This is a genomic window from Agrobacterium sp. 22-226-1, assembly GCF_053522345.1.
This window is the reverse complement of the sequence record NZ_JBNWCP010000002.1, coordinates 242,043-257,049: the sequence shown is the minus strand read 5'-3', so window position 1 is coordinate 257,049 and position 15,007 is coordinate 242,043. Positions and strand designations below refer to the sequence as shown.

Genomic DNA, 15,007 nt, shown 5'->3' with positions numbered 1-15,007 from the left:
GGATTTATGATTGCCGTCAGTGGCGGCCTTCGCCCGTCGCCGCGTGATAGGTCGCCAGAACCTGATCCACAGCCGCGATCAAAATCTCTTCCGCGTCTTCGCCCGCAACTGTGGCGAGCGGTAATTCGCCGAGATATTGGCGCAGCAGGGTTTCGGGAATTGTCTTCCCATCCAGCGCCTTATGCAAGGCGGAAACGGCCCGCAACGCTTCCGGCCGTGTCCAGTAATAACGGATGCGGTCGCTGTAACTATAGTGGCGCTGCAATCGCAGCGTGATGTCGTCGCCATGGTAATGGCCCTGCCAGTCGCCCGGCGCGCTCAACATCAGTTTTTCCATGGTCCGCGCCAGCGGCCGGTCGCCATAGGCGCCGACCATTTCGGATGCGATCATATCAAGCGCATAAAGCGCTTCCCGGTAAGCGAAGGTGAGGCCCGGACCCACCTTGAGGATCGGATATCCGTCGCGCACCAGTGCGGCAAGGGCAGGCTCGGTCTGGTAATCGGTGGAATGGGCCTCGAACACCAGCTGCGGTTCGCCGTCCAGAACGGCGCTCAGCGCTTCCGCGGCCTGCGGATCATAAGCGACGACATTGTCGCTGCCGAATTCCACGCCGGGCTGCACAACGAAAGCGATGACCCGTTCGAAGGCTTGCGAAAGACCGTGCTGCGCGAATATCTCGCGGTGAAGGTCGATGGTGTTGCGCGCCGCCTGCGGCTGTGTCGGCGCAACCGTGTCGAGCACATGGTCGGCACCGCCAGGCACCGGTACTTCGGTGCCGAGAATATAAAGCGGTTTGGGCAGGCCGGCATCGGTGGCGGCCTTTTCCGCAACGGCGGCAAGTTTGGCGGCGCGGTTGGCGATGGTGACGTCATCCAGCGCTGCCGGCTCACCGGCGCAGCCCATCGATGCATCAAGGTGAATCTTGCGAAAACCCGATGCCACATAGGCTTCGACCATGGCGGCGGCTTTTGTCAGCGCCTCTTCGGCCGGTTCCCTGCGCCAGGGATTGGGACCGAGATGATCTCCGCCAAAAATCACCAGTTCGCGGGGCAGTCCCTCCTCCTCGGCAATGCTGTTGACGAAGCTGACGAAGTCCCGTGGCGTCATGCCGGTATAACCGCCGAGATGATTGACCTGATTGCAGGTTGCCTCGATTAACACCGGCGTCTTGCCGGCGGCGGCGCGGCGGATTGCGGCGCGCAGAACCACGGGATGGGCGGAGCAGACGGAGGTGATGCCGGCGGGCTTGCCGGAGCGGCGCGCGGCGGCGAGATTTTCGAGTATACCGGTCACAGGATTTCCTCCGACAGATGCGCGGTCAGAAAGGCGTCGAGTTCGGAAAGGCTGGCGGCGCCTTCCATGGGGCCGCGGCGGGTGACATTGTGCGCGCCGGCGGCATTGGCATAGGTGAGTGCCTTTTGCGGATGCATGCCGAGGCGACGGCAGGTGAGATAGGTTGCGCCGAAACAGTCGCCAGCACCGGTCGGGTCGATTTCGCGGACCCGCAAGCCGGGGACGTCGATGCGTCCATGGGCGCGGCTGAAATGGCTTGCGCCATCCGCGCCGCGTTTCAGAACAATTTCGCCGATACCGGACGCAAGCAGCTTTTCAATCGCCGCGTCCTCGTCATCCAGTCCGGAGGCCGCCTGAAGTTCCTCGCCGGAGGGCAGGAGAAGATCGGTAATCTCAAGCAGATCGTCGATCAGCCTGCGGCCGGCATCGCCCTGCGCCAGTTCCTTGCGGATGTTGGGATCGAAGGAGACCGAGCCGCCGCGCCCCTTGACGCTCCTGATGGCTTCGAGAATGATTTCGCCAATGCCGGCAATCGCAAAGGCCGATCCCATGACGTGCACATGGCCCGCTTTTTCGATAAGAGCCTGTGCTTCATCGGTCATATGCGTTTCGCTGGCCGCCGAATGGGCAATGTTGAAAACGAAGTCCCTTGCGCCGTTTTCCCGGTAACGCACGAAGGCGCTGCCCGTCGGCCGGTCGGCTATGGTGGCGATGGCCGAGACGTCGACGCCATCGCCGCGCAGCCTTACGACATTGAGACGGCCGAAATCATCGTCACCCACCGCGGCAATAATGCCGGCGGCTCCGCCGCAGCGCGCCACCTGGTCGATGAAGATGGCCGGTGCGCCGCTCGGGAAAGGGCCGATCAGCGTTTGCGGCTCGAGAAAGCCGTTTCCCACCGTCGTCGCCATGATCTCCACGAGGATTTCGCCCGCCGTGATGGTCGGGCCCTGGGTCTGCGGCGCCAGTGTAGATGCCTGCCTCATCGTCTCCTCCATAAGCATGTGCTGCCGTCCTGCCGGGCAGGTGCATTTCCGGTCTGTTATTTTCTCGGATATCAGTTAAAGTTTACGCGCGTCAAGATATTATTGGATGAAATATCTGCTGCAATGCAGCAAGGGAAAATCTCAAAATAATAAATTATGAAGTGAATATACTGGTATAAACAAGGATTTATGCGGGTTTCGAGCGGTTCGGTTGCGCGATGATTTATTTTTGGATGTTGACAATGGATGCAATTTCGCGAGATAAAAAATTTACGCATGTATTGTTATGCGTAGACATCCGTAAAGGAGGAGCGGGTATCATGAGCAAATTCATTGGAATTCTGTCGTCGTCTGTGGTTGGGGCCGGGCTTCTGGCCGGGCTGGCGCAGGCGGAAGAGATCAACATCGCCACCGTCAACAATGGCGACATGATCATCATGCAGAAGCTTTCCAGCGCCTGGGAGAAGGAAACGGGCAACAAGATCAACTGGATCGTGCTGGAAGAGAATGTTCTGCGCGAACGCGTCACCACCGACATCGCCACCAATGGCGGCCAGTTCGATATCATGACCATTGGCGGTTACGAAGCGCCGATCTGGGGCAAGCAGGGCTGGCTGGCGCCCGTCGACGATCTCGGCGACGATTATGACTATGCCGATCTGCTCGACCCGATCAAAAAGGGCCTGACGGTGGACGGCAAGCTTTACGCCGTGCCGTTCTATACCGAAAGCTCGTTCACGCTTTACCGCAAGGATCTGTTCGACGCCGCCGGCCTAAAAATGCCTGACAATCCGACCTACGCCCAGATCAAGGATTTCGCCGCCAAGCTGACCGACAAGTCGAAACAGCAATATGGCATATGCCTGCGCGGCAAGCCGGGCTGGGGCGAAAACATGGCCTTCCTCGGCACCATGATCAATACCTATGGCGGCCGCTGGTTTGACATGGACTGGAAACCGCAGCTGACGAGCGAGCCGTGGAAAAAGGCGATTGCGGATTATGTGGCGCTGATGACCTCCTACGGCCCGGCCGGTGCGGCCGCCAACGGCTTCAACGAAAACCAGACGCTGTTTTCATCCGGCCGTTGCGCCATGTGGATCGACGCCACCTCGGCGGCGGGCCGCGTTTATGACCCCAAGCAGAGCCAGGTTGCCGACAAGACCGCGTTTACACGTGCTCCGGTCGAGGTAACGCCGAACGGTTCGAGCTGGTCGTGGTCCTGGAACCTTGCAATCCCAAACGGCACGAAGAAGCTTGAAACCGCCAAGTCCTTCGTCAAATGGGCGACTTCGAAGTCCTATGTGAAAACGGTTGGTGAAAGCGAAGGCTGGGTGGCCGTGCCGCCGGGTACGCGCAAATCCACCTATGAGCTGCCGGAATACAAGAAGGCCGCGCCTTTCGCGGATACGGTGCTGAAGGCGATCATGTCTGCCGATCCGTCCAAGCCGACCAAGGATCCGGTGCCCTATACCGGTGTGCAGTTCGTCGCCATACCGGAATTCCAGTCGATCGGTACGGTCGTCGGCCAGCAGATCGCGGCAGCCCTTTCCGGCCAGCAGACGGTCGATGCGGCGCTAGAAGGCGCGCAGAAACAGGTCGAACGTGACATGACCCGCGCGGGCTACATCAAGTAGCCGCGTCCTCCCGGCGTGCCGCCCGTTCGCCTTCTGGCGGCGGGCGGCATGGGTGGACACAGACCCGCCGCCCTCATTCCTGTGAAAAGCACAGGAATGAGGGGGTGGAAAAATTGCATCTAACACCAAACGCAGGGCCGAATTCATCGACTGCCCGCCATGCATCACGGAGATCGACATGAGATTGAACAACAAGGTTGCGCTGATCACCGGCGCTGCCCGCGGTATCGGCCTTGGTTTTGCGCAGGCTTTCGCTGCTGAGGGCGCAAAGGTCATCATCGCCGATATCGATATTGCCCGGGCCACGGCGGCTGCCGCAGCCATCGGCCCTTCGGCAAAGGCGGTGCGGCTGGATGTTACCGACCTCGCTCAGGTCGATGCGGTGGTGAAGGCGGTGGATGAGGAATTCGGCGGCATCGATATTCTCGTCAACAATGCCGCGATCTTCGATATGGCGCCGATCAACGGCATTACCGAAGAGAGCTATGAGCGGGTGTTCGACATCAATCTCAAGGGCCCGCTGTTCATGATGAAGGCCGTCTCCAATGTCATGATCGAGCGCGCGCGCGGCGGCAAGATCATCAATATGGCAAGCCAGGCCGGCCGGCGCGGCGAGGCGCTGGTGACGCTTTATTGCGCCTCCAAGGCAGCGATCATTTCCGCCACGCAGTCGGCGGCGCTGGCGCTCGTCAAGCACGGCATCAATGTCAACGCCATTGCGCCCGGCGTCGTGGATGGCGAGCATTGGGAAGTGGTCGATGCGCATTTCGCCAAGTGGGAAGGCTTAAAGCCCGGCGAGAAGAAGGCGGCGGTGGCCAAATCCGTGCCGATCGGCCGTTTCGCCACGCCTGATGACATCAAGGGGCTGGCGGTTTTCCTCGCCTCCGCCGACAGCGATTATATTCTCGCCCAGACATACAATGTCGATGGCGGCAACTGGATGAGCTGAAAAGCCGGAGATGACCATGCATGCCATTCAATTCGTCGAGAAGGGACGCGCCGTGCTGGCGGAACTCCCCGTCGCCGATCTGCCGCCGGGTCACGCACTCGTGCGGGTCAAGGCCTCGGGGCTTTGCCACACCGATATAGACGTGCTGCATGCGCGTTATGGTGACGGAGCGTTTCCCGTCATCCCCGGCCATGAATATGCCGGTGAAGTTGCGTCCGTGGCTTCCGATGTGACAGGCTTCAGGGCCGGTGACCGGGTGGCCGTCGATCCCAATTTGCCCTGCGGCACCTGCGCCAGCTGCAGGAAGGGGCTGACCAACCTTTGCAGCACGCTGAAGGCCTATGGCGTTTCCCACAATGGCGGCTTTGCCGAATTCAGCGTTGTGCGTGCGGATCACCTGCACGGCATTGGTTCGATGCCCTATCATGTCGCGGCACTGGCCGAACCGCTCGCCTGCGTCGTCAACGGCATGCAGAGCGCTGGCATTGGTGAGAGTGGTGTGGTGCCGGAAAGCGCGCTGGTGTTTGGCGCCGGTCCCATCGGCTTGCTGCTTGCCCTGTCGCTGAAAGCACGCGGCATTGCAACGGTGACGATGGCCGATATCAATGAAAGCAGACTGGCCTTTGCCGAAAGTCTTGGGCTCAAGGTGGCGGTTTCCGGCTCGGAAGCGCTCTTGCGGCAACAAAAATCTTTTGACTTTGTGGCCGATGCGACGGGTATTGCCGCCGTTGCCGAGGCGATGATCCCGCTGGTTGCGGATGGCGGCACCGCGCTGTTTTTTGGCGTCTGCGCGCCGGATGCCCGCATTTCGGTGGTGCCTTTCGAAATCTTCCGGCGTCAGCTGAAGCTTGTCGGCTCCCATTCGCTGAACCGCAACATACCGCAGGCGCTTGCCATTCTGGAGACGGATGGCGATGTCATGGCGCGGCTGGTGTCGCACCGGTTGCCGCTTTCGGAAATGCTGCCGTTCTTTACGAAAAAACCGTTTGATCCGGCGACGATGAAAGTGCAGTTTGCGGCCGAATGATCGTTTGGCCGTTGATAACCATTTGACCGGCTTTTCGTGCGAAGGCCGGTCGATATAGAGTACCACATGTAATATTTCATGGGGGCAAGCACTTTGGCCAAATCTATCAGGACGATGGAAGAGTTTTCGGAATTCGTCGGCCTTTCCCGCCCGACTGTTTCGAAATACTTCAATGATCCGGCCTCGGTCCGCAAGAAGACGCGGGACACCATCGAGGACGCGCTGAAGAAATCGGGCTTCCGGCCGAATATCTTCGCCGTCAACCTCAACCGCCGCCGTTCCAATATCATCGGCATCATCATTCCGAACTCCACCGATCCGTTCTACATGGCGCTGACGAGCCGCATCGAACTCATCGCCAACGAGGCGGGGTTCCTTGCCTTCGTGCTATCGTCGGATGGCAAGGCGGAAATCGAGGACCGGGCGATCCGCACCTTCAAGTCGATGAATGTGGCGGGCGCCATCATCGCGCCGCTCGGCGTCAAATCCCATCGCGCCACGCTGGAGCAACTCGCTGCCAGCATTCCGATCGTTTACGTCGATTCGCCGCTGGATGAGACTTCGGCCTTTGTCGGCACGGACAACCGCCAGAGTGTCGGGCTGATGGTGGATTATCTCTGCCGTTCGGGCGAACCGCCCTGTTTCTTCGATATGCCGCAGGTCAATACCAACGCGGCGACACGCCGCACGGCCTATGAGGAAGCGATGCAGCGTCTGGGCTTCGAGCCGCATGTCATCGATGTTCCCGGCATCGTCACCTGGGATTTCGAGCGTTTCGCCTTTGATGAAGCGAGCAGGCTGCTGGATGGGGCAGGGCATTTGCCATCGCGCACCATTTTATGCGCCAATGACCGTATCGCCTTCGGCGTCATCGCCGCCGCCTTCCAGAAGGGCATCAAGGTTGGCCATGGCTCCGACTACGACCTCAGGGTTGCCGGCCATGACGACCATCCGCTGTCGCGTTATGCCTGCCCGCCGATTACCACGGTGGCGCAGAATTATAACGAGATCGGCAGGCTGTCGATCGAGCTTCTGCTGCAGAAGCTGGATGATGAGACGGATGACACGACGCGGATGCGTGAACGCATCCTGCTCAGCGCCGATCTGATGCTGCGCAAATCGGCCTGATGGCTTGTTAGATAAACTAAACGAAAAATCTTATTTTCTAAATAGAACTAATATCTGAACGCTCCTACTCTGGTCTCAAGGTTGCTTTGGGAGGCGACCGCGAGAGCCGGCGCAAAGGCGTGCCGGGATCCGGGAGGAACGCAGAAACGTCATGTGGCCAGCGCCGCGAGGGGTGAACCTTCGCTGCCTCGGTATCGTATGGCCTTCGCCGGGCAGTCTGGACATTCTCGCCAGCAATTTCCCCAGCGAAGGATTTCAAAACATGAATCTCTATTCTCTTCTGTCAGCGCGTGCAGCCGGCGGCAAACCTGTCCGGGTTGGTCTCATCGGCGCCGGCAAGTTCGGCTCCATGGTGCTGGCGCAGGCGCAGCGCATCGCCGGTTTCCACATGGTCGCCGTCGCAGACCTCAATATCGGCAAGGCAAGGGAATCGTTTGATCGCGTCGGCTGGCCGAAGGAGCGTTACGACGCGACGAGCTGCGCCGATGCGCTGAAGAGCGGCAAGACCTATGTGACCGATGATGTGAACGAGCTTTTCGCCTGCGGCGAGATCGAATGCGTGATCGAAGCGACCGGCCATCCGCTGGCCGGTGCACGCCATGCACTGGGTGCCATCGAGCACAACAAGCACGTCGTCATGGTCAATGTCGAAGCCGACGTCATGGTCGGGCCGATCCTTGCTGAAAAGGCGCGGGCCAAGGGCCTGATCTATTCCATGGCTTACGGCGACCAGCCGGCGCTGATCTGCGAGCTGGTCGACTGGGCGCGCGCCACCGGCTTCGAGGTCGTTTCCGCCGGCAAGGGCATGAATTTCGAGCCGCGCTACCGTTATTCGACGCCGGACACGGTCTGGGGTTATTTCGGCTGGACGGACGAGGAAGTGGCCAAGGGCGACTTCAATCCCAAAATGTACAATTCCTTCACCGACGGCACCAAGGCGGCCATCGAAATGGCGGCCGTCGCCAACGGCACGGGACTGGATTGCCCGGATGACGGTCTGGCCTTCCCGCCGGCCGGCCTGCACGATCTCGCCCGCGTCTTCCGCCCGGCTGCCGATGGCGGCCGTATGTCGCGCTCCGGTCTGGTCGATATTGCCGCGAGCCAGGAGCCGGATGGACGCGAGGTGTTCAACAACATTCGCTATGGCGTTTTCGTCACCTTCAAGGCGCATAATGAATATGCCCGCGCCTGCTTCAAGCAATATGGCCTGCTGACCGACCCCTCCGGCTGGTACGCCTCCATGTGGCGTCCGTTCCACATCATCGGGCTGGAAACCTCGATCAGCGTGCTTTCCGCCGTGCTGCGCAACGAAGCGACCGGTTGCTCCAAGGAGTTCCGCGGCGATGCCGTCGCCACGGCGAAGAAGGATATGCAGCCCGGCGAGATGCTGGACGGCGAGGGCGGATACGCGGTCTGGGCTAATGCCATTCCGGCCACCCGCAGCCTCGATATGAAGGCGCTGCCGATCGGCCTTGCCCATAATGTCAAGCTGAAGCGTGCCATCAAGAAGGACCAGATCGTCAGCTTCGACGATGTGGAACTGGTGAATGACCTCGATGTGGTGAAGCTGCGCCAGGACATGGAAAACCAGTTCCGTCCGCAAAAGGACGCCGCGGCGTAATGGACGGGAGAGAGGACATGTCGAAGGGAGCTTTCGTGGTGATCGCAGAATTCCGGGTGAAGCCCGACGCGATGGACGCCTTTCTCGATGCGGCGCGCGATGACGCCAGACACTCGGTTCAGGATGAACCGGGCTGCCGGCAATTCGATGTGGTGCGGCCGGAAACCGGAAACAACGTGGTGTTCTACGAGGTCTATGACGACAGACAGGCTTTCGACGACCATCTGAAAACACCGCATCTCGACCGGTTTCGGGAAGCATTTCCCGCCCTTATCGAAGAAGAACTGCCGGTGCGTTTCCTGAAGCGGCAATGGCTCTGAAGGATGGAAACAATGGCTGACATTCGCCGGATCGCCGTTATCGGAACGGGTATCATGGGCGCCCCCATGGCGGGGCGTCTGGCGGAGGCCGGGTTTTCCGTCAAGGCCTGGAACCGCAGCGCTGAAAAAGCTGCGGTTCTGGCGGCAAAAGGTGTGCAGCCGGCGGCCACGGCTGCCGAAGCTGTGGCCGAAGCCGATGTCGTCATCTGCATGCTGAGTTCCGGGCCGGTCTGCGACGAGGTTCTGCTCGGTGCCTCGGGTGTCGTTTCCAACATGAAGCCCGGTGCTATTCTGCTGGTGATGAGTTCCATCCCGGTCGACAGTGCACGGGAACAGGCGGAGGTGGCCAAGGCTTATGGTGTCGCTTATGTCGACGCACCGGTTTCCGGCGGTGAAAAGGGAGCGATCGAAGGAACGCTCGCCATCATGGCCGGCGGCGAACAGCAAGATGTGGATGCGCTGCGGCCGCTCCTCAATTGCCTCGGCCGCGTCACCCATGTCGGGCCGGTGGGCTGCGGCTCATTGGCCAAGCTTGCCAACCAGCTGATCGTCGCCTCGACAATCTGCGCCGTCGCCGAAGCTCTGACCCTTGTGGAAGAGGGGGGAGCGGACCCGGCGCAGGTGCGCCACGCGCTGCTTGGCGGCTTTGCCGATTCCACCGTCTTCCGCCAGCACGGGAAACGCATGGTGGAAGGCGATTTCCGTCCCGGCGGGCCGGCGAAATATCAGGTGAAGGATACGTCCACGGCGCTGGCCTTCGCCAGAAGCCGGGGCCTCAGACTACCGGTCGGCGAGGAGGTTGACCGGCTGTTCCGCTCCATGATCGAGCATGGCGCGGGCGAGCTTGATCACAGCGGTGTGATCCTTGAGATTAAGCGCATGAATGCGTTCGGAGGAACGCTCGAAACTGTTTGAGATACAACAAAGGGAGGAACACATGAAAATTTCGAAACTTTACGGGCTGGCTCTCGCCGCCACCATGCTGGTCGCATCCATCGCGCAGGCCGAAACGCTGACGCTTTCGACGCCGGATCCGGATAATTCCGAAATTACGTTGGCCGCTAACAAGTTCGCGGAGCTGGTGTCGGCAAAAACGAATGGCGAAGTTACAGTCAAGGTTTTCCCGAACGGCTCGCTTTATGGCGGCGATCCGTCGGGCGCCGTCAAACAGCTGGCTGGCGGATCGCTCGACATGCTGCTTCTGGCGACATCGCTTTACGCGAATTTCGATCCGCGTTTTTCGGCGATCTCCATTCCCTATCTTTTTGACGATGAAGAACAGCTTCGCACCTATCTGGAAGGAGAGCAGGGCAAGGAACTGAGTGCCGGGCTGGAAAAGATCGGCATCAAGGCGGTCGACCTCTGGCCGCGCCCCTTCCGCCAGATGACCAATTCCAAGCGCCCAATAATCTCGCCGGATGATCTGCGCGGTTTGAAGTTCCGCGTTCCCAACAATCCGCTCTGGGTGGAATTCTTCAAGAAAATGGGAGCGGCACCGACGCCGCTCGCCTTTGCCGAGGTTTATAATGCCCTGCAGCTGAAGGTCGTCGACGGACAGGAAAACCCCATCAACGTCCCATTGTCGGCGAAATTCTACGAGGTTCAGAAATACGTCTCGATCACCAATCATATGGGTGACGGCTGGGTTCTGGGCATCAGCCCGGCCAAGTTCAACGGCCTGAGCGATGCGCATAAGACGGCCGTCGAGGAGGCGGCAAAGGAAGCCGAAGTGTGGAAAGTGCAGAACGATGCCGCGAGCGCGGAAGTGACGATCGCCGAATTGCAGAAACACGGAATGGAGGTCAATCGCCTGACGCCCGAGCAGCAGAAGGCGTTTGTGGATGTGTCGAAGGGGCTTTATCCCGTCTTTGCCGGGCTGGTGAAGGATCAGACCTTCTTCGACAAGACGATTGCCGCCGTCGGCAAGAAATAAGGCATTGATATCTGCCGGGCCGGTGTGGGGCCGGTCCGGACGGGAGGACAGTTTTATGGATGAAACGTCATCATTTTTCGGCAGGGTCATCAGATTGGCGACCGACGTGCTGGCCGGTCTGGCCGCTATCGGGGTTCTGGCCGTCGTGCTTTTGCAGGTGTCGACCCGCATGTGGGGAACTCCGGTTTCCTGGACCGAGGAAGCGACACGGTATCTTTTCATATGGATGGTATTTCTGGGGGTGGTGGGCAGCTTCCGCACCGCCGACATGGCGCGGGTAACGGTGTTCATCGCGCTGATGCCAGCCTTCGTACGGCGCCTCGCGCTGCCCATCTACGTCCTGTCATCGGTCGTCTTTTTCGGCCTGATGATCTGGACGGGTTGGACGCTGGTGCGCCAGCAATATGTCATGAATGAAGCCGCCGCGACGCTTGCCACGCCCATGTGGATGATCGGCGCCATCATTCCGCTCAGCGCGGCTCTCGGCATTGCCGCCATCGTGGAATCCCTGCGTCAACATCGCGACCGCATCGAACTGCCGGAAGGCCTGCAGCCTCTCACGGATGCCGATCTGGTCGTTGGAAATATGGAGAAACGGCCATGAGCCTGACGCTGCTTGGACTTTTCCTTCTCATGAGCGCCTTCGGGGTTCCGCTCGCCGTCTCACTTGGTCTGGCCAGCCTCGCCTCCATTGCGCTTTATACGTCGATGCCGATGGACCTTCTGGCGCAGACCATGTTTTCGGGCATGAACTCCTTCCTTCTGGTCGCGGTGCCGCTTTTCATTCTGGTCGGTGTCCTCATGGAACGGGGCAAGGTCGCCGAACGGCTGTTTGACTTTGCCGAGGCAATTGTCGGCTGGCTTCCCGGCGGTCTCGGTCATGTCAATGTCGCCTCGTCGGTGATTTTCGGCGGTGTTTCCGGTTCGTCCGTTGCCGATATCGCCTCGATCGGCGCCATCGAGATCAAGGCCATGGAGCGTCACGGTTTTCCCAAGGGTTATGCCGTAGGACTGACGCTCTGCACCTCAACGCTTTCCTCGATTATCCCGCCGTCGATCCTCATCGTCATCGCCGGATCGGTCGCCAACGCCTCCATCGGAACCCTGCTCGTGGCCGGGCTGGTGCCGGGATTGTTCCTCGCCTTCGTCTTCATGGTGTACAATCACATCTATGCGGTGCGTAACGGGTTCAATCCGCCCACACCTTTCAATGTCCGGCGCGTGGTGACGACCGGCGTTGCGGCCATCCTGCCGATGCTGACACCGGTGATCCTGCTGATCGGTATTGTCGACGGTTATTTTACGCCGACGGAAGCGGCCAGCATCGCCGTTGTCTACACGCTGGTTCTGGCCGTCATACTTTACCGCACGATCCCGTTTTCGGCGTTGCTCGGAATATTCATGGAAACGGCGCGGACCTCCGGCTCGATCCTTTTCATCGCAGCAACGGCGAAACTGGCGGCATGGGTTTTCACCTTTGACGGCCTGCCGGCGCAGGTGGCGGTCTTCCTCGGCCATATCAGCACGGGGCCGACCATGGCGATGGTGCTGATATTCCTGTTCCTTATCGTCGTCGGCATGTTCATGGACGCGATTGCGGCGATGTTCATTCTCATTCCGGTGCTTCTGCCGCCGGCCGTGTCGCTTGGGGTCGATCCGATCCATTTCCTGATCGTCATGGTCATCACCCTGACGCTCGGGCTTGTGACGCCGCCGGTCGGTGTATGCCTGTTTGCGGTGGCGCAGGTGGCGAAAATGTCGATCGAGGATGTGATCAAGGGATCGCTTGCGCCTATGTCCATCCTTGTCGCTGCGATTTTCGCTCTGGTGTTGTTCCCGGATCTCACATTGGCGCCAATCAGGCTGATGGGGCTTTATTGACGCGAAAACGGATTGCCTGAAACCTCAGACAACGCGGCGGGCTTGCCACTCGTCGCGTTGTTTTCGCATCCACTCCAGAAACAGCATGACTTTTCTCTGCCGCAGATGGGAATGCGGGCAAACGATCCATTGGGTGACGAGCTTTATGCGCGGCGCGTCCGTCACGGCCGGCACCAGCATATTGTCCTGCAGCTCCCGCTCCATCATCAATGTGCTTTCCAGCGCCACGCCGATGCCGAGAACGGCGGCATCGATGGCCATGTGGCTACGGTCGAACAGGACCCGCCGCCAGCGCTTTTCGGCTGTCACGCCGGCCAGCGGGAACCAGTGGTTCCATTGCGCCTGCGCCTTGACCGAATGGATCAGCCGCTGGTTCTGCAGTTCCTCGGGCAGAAATTTACCGGCACCCTGATAATTCGGCGAACAGACCGGCAGGAATTCCTCCTCCACCAGCCCTTCCACGAAGAGGCCCGGCCATCGCCCATCGCCATGGCGCAGCTCTATATCGATGAGTTCCTGTGAAAAATCGGTCGGCTCGTTGGTGCCGTCAAGGCGCACTTCCAGTTCAGGATACTCCTCCAGAAACGAGCCGAGACGCGGCAGCAGCCATTTGTTGGAGATGGTCGGCGTCGCCCGGATCGTCAGCGTGGTGACAGAGCGGAAGCCGCGAATACTGTCGGTGGCGTCCGATATCTGTTCGATCTGGGCGGTGATCATCGAGAAATAGCGCTCGCCCGCTTCCGTCAATGTCACCTTGCGGCCGGTCCGTGCCATCAGGGTCGTGCCGAGCTGGCCTTCCAGCAACTGGATCTGCTGGGAAACGGCCGAAGGTGTCACGCTCAACTCTTCCGCCGCCCGCGAAATGCTGCCCGCCCTTGCTGCGGCGTGGAAAACGAGGATCGATTTTATCGGGATTTGCATGGGTGGGGCTTTGCTCAACGGAATACGGCGGTCACCTGAGTATCACAGGTGACCGCCGTGTTGAAAAGCGTTGAACGCGAGGCTTTTAGCGGTGGCTCGGCAGTTTCGGCAGGAACACCGTGAGCAGGCCGAGCAGCGGCATGTAGGAGCAGATGCGGTAGACGAATTCGATGCCTTCCTTATCCGCATAAACACCCAGAACCGCAGCGCCGATGCCGCCGAAACCGAAGGCGAAACCGAAGAACATGCCGGCGATGAGGCCGACGCGGCCCGGCACCAGTTCCTGCGCGAACACGACGATGGCCGAGAAAGCGGAGGAGAACACGAAGCCGATGACGACGACGAGAATGGCCGTCCAGAACAGGTTCGCATAGGGCAGCAGTAGGGCGAAGGGAATGACGCCGAGGATCGAGAACCAGATGACGACGCGTGAGCCGAAACGGTCGCCGATCGGGCCACCAAAGAACACGCCCAGTGCCGAAGCGCCGAGGAAGAGGAACAGCAGAACCTGCGCGTCCTGAACACCAAGACCGAACTTGTCGATGGTGTAGAAGGTGAAGTAGCTGGACAGGCTGGCGAGATAGGCATTTTTGGTGGCGGTCAGAACCACCAGCACCAGAAGCGTCATGATCACCGTGCCGCGGGCAAGGGGAAGCGTGCGGCTGGCCGGGGCCTTGCCGACTGTTGCGCGGCGGTGGCGGGTGTACCAGACGCCAACCCAGGAAAGCACGCCAAAACCGACGAGCGCGATCAGCGAGAACCAGCTGAGGCTCGTCTGACCGAGCGGGATGACGATGAAGGCGGCGAGCAGCGGGCCGATGGCGGTGCCGGTATTGCCGCCCACTTGGAAGAAGGACTGCGCCAGACCATGACGGCCGCCGGATGCGAGACGCGCAACGCGCGAGGCTTCCGGATGGAAGATCGCCGAACCGATGCCGATGAGGCACGCGCCGATCACCAGAACCTCGAAACTATGGGCAAAGGCGAGCGTGATGAGGCCGGCGCAGGTGGACAGCATGGCGACGGGCAGGGAAAACGGCATGGGCCAACGGTCTGTCACCATGCCGACGACCGGCTGCAGCAGCGATGCCGTGACCTGAAAGGCGAAGGTAAGCAGTCCGATCTGTACGAAATCGAGCGCGTAATTGGCTTTCAGCAACGGGTAAAGCGACGTCAGCAGCGATTGCATGATGTCGTTCAGCATGTGGCAAAAGCTCGCGGCTGCGATGATTGAAAACGCCGTGCGTTGCGGGTTGAACCCGGTGCTGGTGACGGTGGCCATGAATTATCCTCTCCAGATCCCCGCCGACGAA

The 15,007-nt window shown here is 60.2% G+C and carries 14 protein-coding genes; 10 read left to right on the top strand and 4 right to left on the bottom strand.

Going from position 1 to position 15,007, the window contains the following annotated elements; translation table 11 throughout:
- Positions 1 to 16 precede the first annotated feature (16 nt).
- A complete protein-coding gene (locus ACQZ5K_RS04170; RefSeq protein WP_137004591.1) occupies positions 17 to 1,294 on the bottom strand; it encodes a D-tagatose-bisphosphate aldolase, class II, non-catalytic subunit in 1,278 nt (425 codons plus the stop codon).
- Complete coding sequence (locus ACQZ5K_RS04165; protein WP_175422111.1) at positions 1,291 to 2,298, bottom strand: tagatose kinase; 1,008 nt, start codon at positions 2,296 to 2,298, stop codon at positions 1,291 to 1,293. The genes ACQZ5K_RS04170 and ACQZ5K_RS04165 overlap by 4 nt, the downstream gene beginning before the upstream one ends.
- Before the next feature lie 302 nt (positions 2,299 to 2,600).
- Here ACQZ5K_RS04165 and ACQZ5K_RS04160 point away from each other — a divergent pair, with 302 nt between their 5' ends.
- The 10 genes from ACQZ5K_RS04160 (at position 2,601) to ACQZ5K_RS04115 (ending at position 12,773) form a co-directional block, all read left to right on the top strand.
- Positions 2,601 to 3,914 carry an ABC transporter substrate-binding protein gene (locus ACQZ5K_RS04160; RefSeq protein WP_448739706.1) on the top strand — a complete coding sequence of 438 codons (1,314 nt, stop codon included), beginning with the start codon at positions 2,601 to 2,603 and terminating at the stop codon, positions 3,912 to 3,914.
- Positions 3,915 to 4,092: 178 nt separating this feature from the next.
- A complete protein-coding gene (locus ACQZ5K_RS04155) occupies positions 4,093 to 4,863 on the top strand; it encodes a galactitol 2-dehydrogenase (protein WP_137004589.1) in 771 nt (256 codons plus the stop codon).
- Between the two features lie 16 nt (positions 4,864 to 4,879).
- A complete protein-coding gene (locus ACQZ5K_RS04150) occupies positions 4,880 to 5,890 on the top strand; it encodes a D-altritol 5-dehydrogenase (RefSeq protein WP_137004588.1) in 1,011 nt (336 codons plus the stop codon).
- Positions 5,891 to 6,004: 114 nt separating this feature from the next.
- The gene (locus ACQZ5K_RS04145; RefSeq protein WP_048902871.1) at positions 6,005 to 7,018 is read left to right on the top strand and encodes a LacI family DNA-binding transcriptional regulator; all 1,014 of its coding nucleotides are present in this window, start codon (positions 6,005 to 6,007) and stop codon (positions 7,016 to 7,018) included.
- A 262-nt stretch (positions 7,019 to 7,280) separates the two neighbouring features.
- A complete protein-coding gene (locus ACQZ5K_RS04140) occupies positions 7,281 to 8,639 on the top strand; it encodes an NAD(P)H-dependent oxidoreductase (RefSeq protein ID WP_175422109.1) in 1,359 nt (452 codons plus the stop codon).
- 17 nt (positions 8,640 to 8,656) lie between these two features.
- Positions 8,657 to 8,959 (top strand): putative quinol monooxygenase, encoded by a 303-nt coding sequence (locus tag ACQZ5K_RS04135; RefSeq protein ID WP_137004586.1) that lies wholly within the window; start codon positions 8,657 to 8,659, stop codon positions 8,957 to 8,959.
- A 12-nt stretch (positions 8,960 to 8,971) separates the two neighbouring features.
- Entirely contained in the window at positions 8,972 to 9,874 is a 903-nt protein-coding gene (locus ACQZ5K_RS04130) for an NAD(P)-dependent oxidoreductase (protein ID WP_137004585.1), read from the top strand.
- A 22-nt stretch (positions 9,875 to 9,896) separates the two neighbouring features.
- Entirely contained in the window at positions 9,897 to 10,892 is a 996-nt protein-coding gene (locus tag ACQZ5K_RS04125; protein ID WP_137004584.1) for a DctP family TRAP transporter solute-binding subunit, read from the top strand.
- A gap of 55 nt (positions 10,893 to 10,947) precedes the next feature.
- Positions 10,948 to 11,496, top strand: a complete 549-nt coding sequence (locus ACQZ5K_RS04120) for a TRAP transporter small permease (RefSeq protein WP_448739705.1) — start codon at positions 10,948 to 10,950, stop codon at positions 11,494 to 11,496.
- Positions 11,493 to 12,773: a TRAP transporter large permease gene (locus ACQZ5K_RS04115; protein ID WP_137004582.1), complete on the top strand. Its 1,281-nt coding sequence runs from the start codon at positions 11,493 to 11,495 to the stop codon at positions 12,771 to 12,773. Before ACQZ5K_RS04120 ends, ACQZ5K_RS04115 begins: the two co-directional genes overlap by 4 nt.
- A 24-nt stretch (positions 12,774 to 12,797) precedes the next feature.
- Here the strand turns inward: ACQZ5K_RS04115 and ACQZ5K_RS04110 are convergent, their stop codons facing one another.
- Positions 12,798 to 13,694: a LysR substrate-binding domain-containing protein gene (locus ACQZ5K_RS04110; RefSeq protein ID WP_137004581.1), complete on the bottom strand. Its 897-nt coding sequence runs from the start codon at positions 13,692 to 13,694 to the stop codon at positions 12,798 to 12,800.
- Positions 13,695 to 13,779: 85 nt separating this feature from the next.
- Positions 13,780 to 14,976: an MFS transporter gene (locus ACQZ5K_RS04105; RefSeq protein WP_137004580.1), complete on the bottom strand. Its 1,197-nt coding sequence runs from the start codon at positions 14,974 to 14,976 to the stop codon at positions 13,780 to 13,782.
- Positions 14,977 to 15,007: the final 31 nt, after the last annotated feature.

What these genes read in the sequence shown, in the direction of transcription:
- ACQZ5K_RS04110 (WP_137004581.1), bottom strand. Translation starts at nt 13,694, where the DNA reads ATGCAAATCCCGATAAAATCGATCCTCGTTTTCCACGCCGCAGCAAGG.
- ACQZ5K_RS04165 (WP_175422111.1), bottom strand. Translation starts at nt 2,298, where the DNA reads ATGCTTATGGAGGAGACGATGAGGCAGGCATCTACACTGGCGCCGCAG.
- ACQZ5K_RS04145 (WP_048902871.1), top strand. Translation starts at nt 6,005, where the DNA reads ATGGAAGAGTTTTCGGAATTCGTCGGCCTTTCCCGCCCGACTGTTTCG.
- ACQZ5K_RS04120 (WP_448739705.1), top strand. Translation starts at nt 10,948, where the DNA reads ATGGATGAAACGTCATCATTTTTCGGCAGGGTCATCAGATTGGCGACC.
- ACQZ5K_RS04115 (WP_137004582.1), top strand. Translation starts at nt 11,493, where the DNA reads ATGAGCCTGACGCTGCTTGGACTTTTCCTTCTCATGAGCGCCTTCGGG.
- ACQZ5K_RS04135 (WP_137004586.1), top strand. Translation starts at nt 8,657, where the DNA reads ATGTCGAAGGGAGCTTTCGTGGTGATCGCAGAATTCCGGGTGAAGCCC.
- ACQZ5K_RS04140 (WP_175422109.1), top strand. Translation starts at nt 7,281, where the DNA reads ATGAATCTCTATTCTCTTCTGTCAGCGCGTGCAGCCGGCGGCAAACCT.
- ACQZ5K_RS04125 (WP_137004584.1), top strand. Translation starts at nt 9,897, where the DNA reads ATGAAAATTTCGAAACTTTACGGGCTGGCTCTCGCCGCCACCATGCTG.
- ACQZ5K_RS04160 (WP_448739706.1), top strand. Translation starts at nt 2,601, where the DNA reads ATGAGCAAATTCATTGGAATTCTGTCGTCGTCTGTGGTTGGGGCCGGG.
- ACQZ5K_RS04155 (WP_137004589.1), top strand. Translation starts at nt 4,093, where the DNA reads ATGAGATTGAACAACAAGGTTGCGCTGATCACCGGCGCTGCCCGCGGT.
- ACQZ5K_RS04130 (WP_137004585.1), top strand. Translation starts at nt 8,972, where the DNA reads ATGGCTGACATTCGCCGGATCGCCGTTATCGGAACGGGTATCATGGGC.
- ACQZ5K_RS04105 (WP_137004580.1), bottom strand. Translation starts at nt 14,976, where the DNA reads ATGGCCACCGTCACCAGCACCGGGTTCAACCCGCAACGCACGGCGTTT.
- ACQZ5K_RS04150 (WP_137004588.1), top strand. Translation starts at nt 4,880, where the DNA reads ATGCATGCCATTCAATTCGTCGAGAAGGGACGCGCCGTGCTGGCGGAA.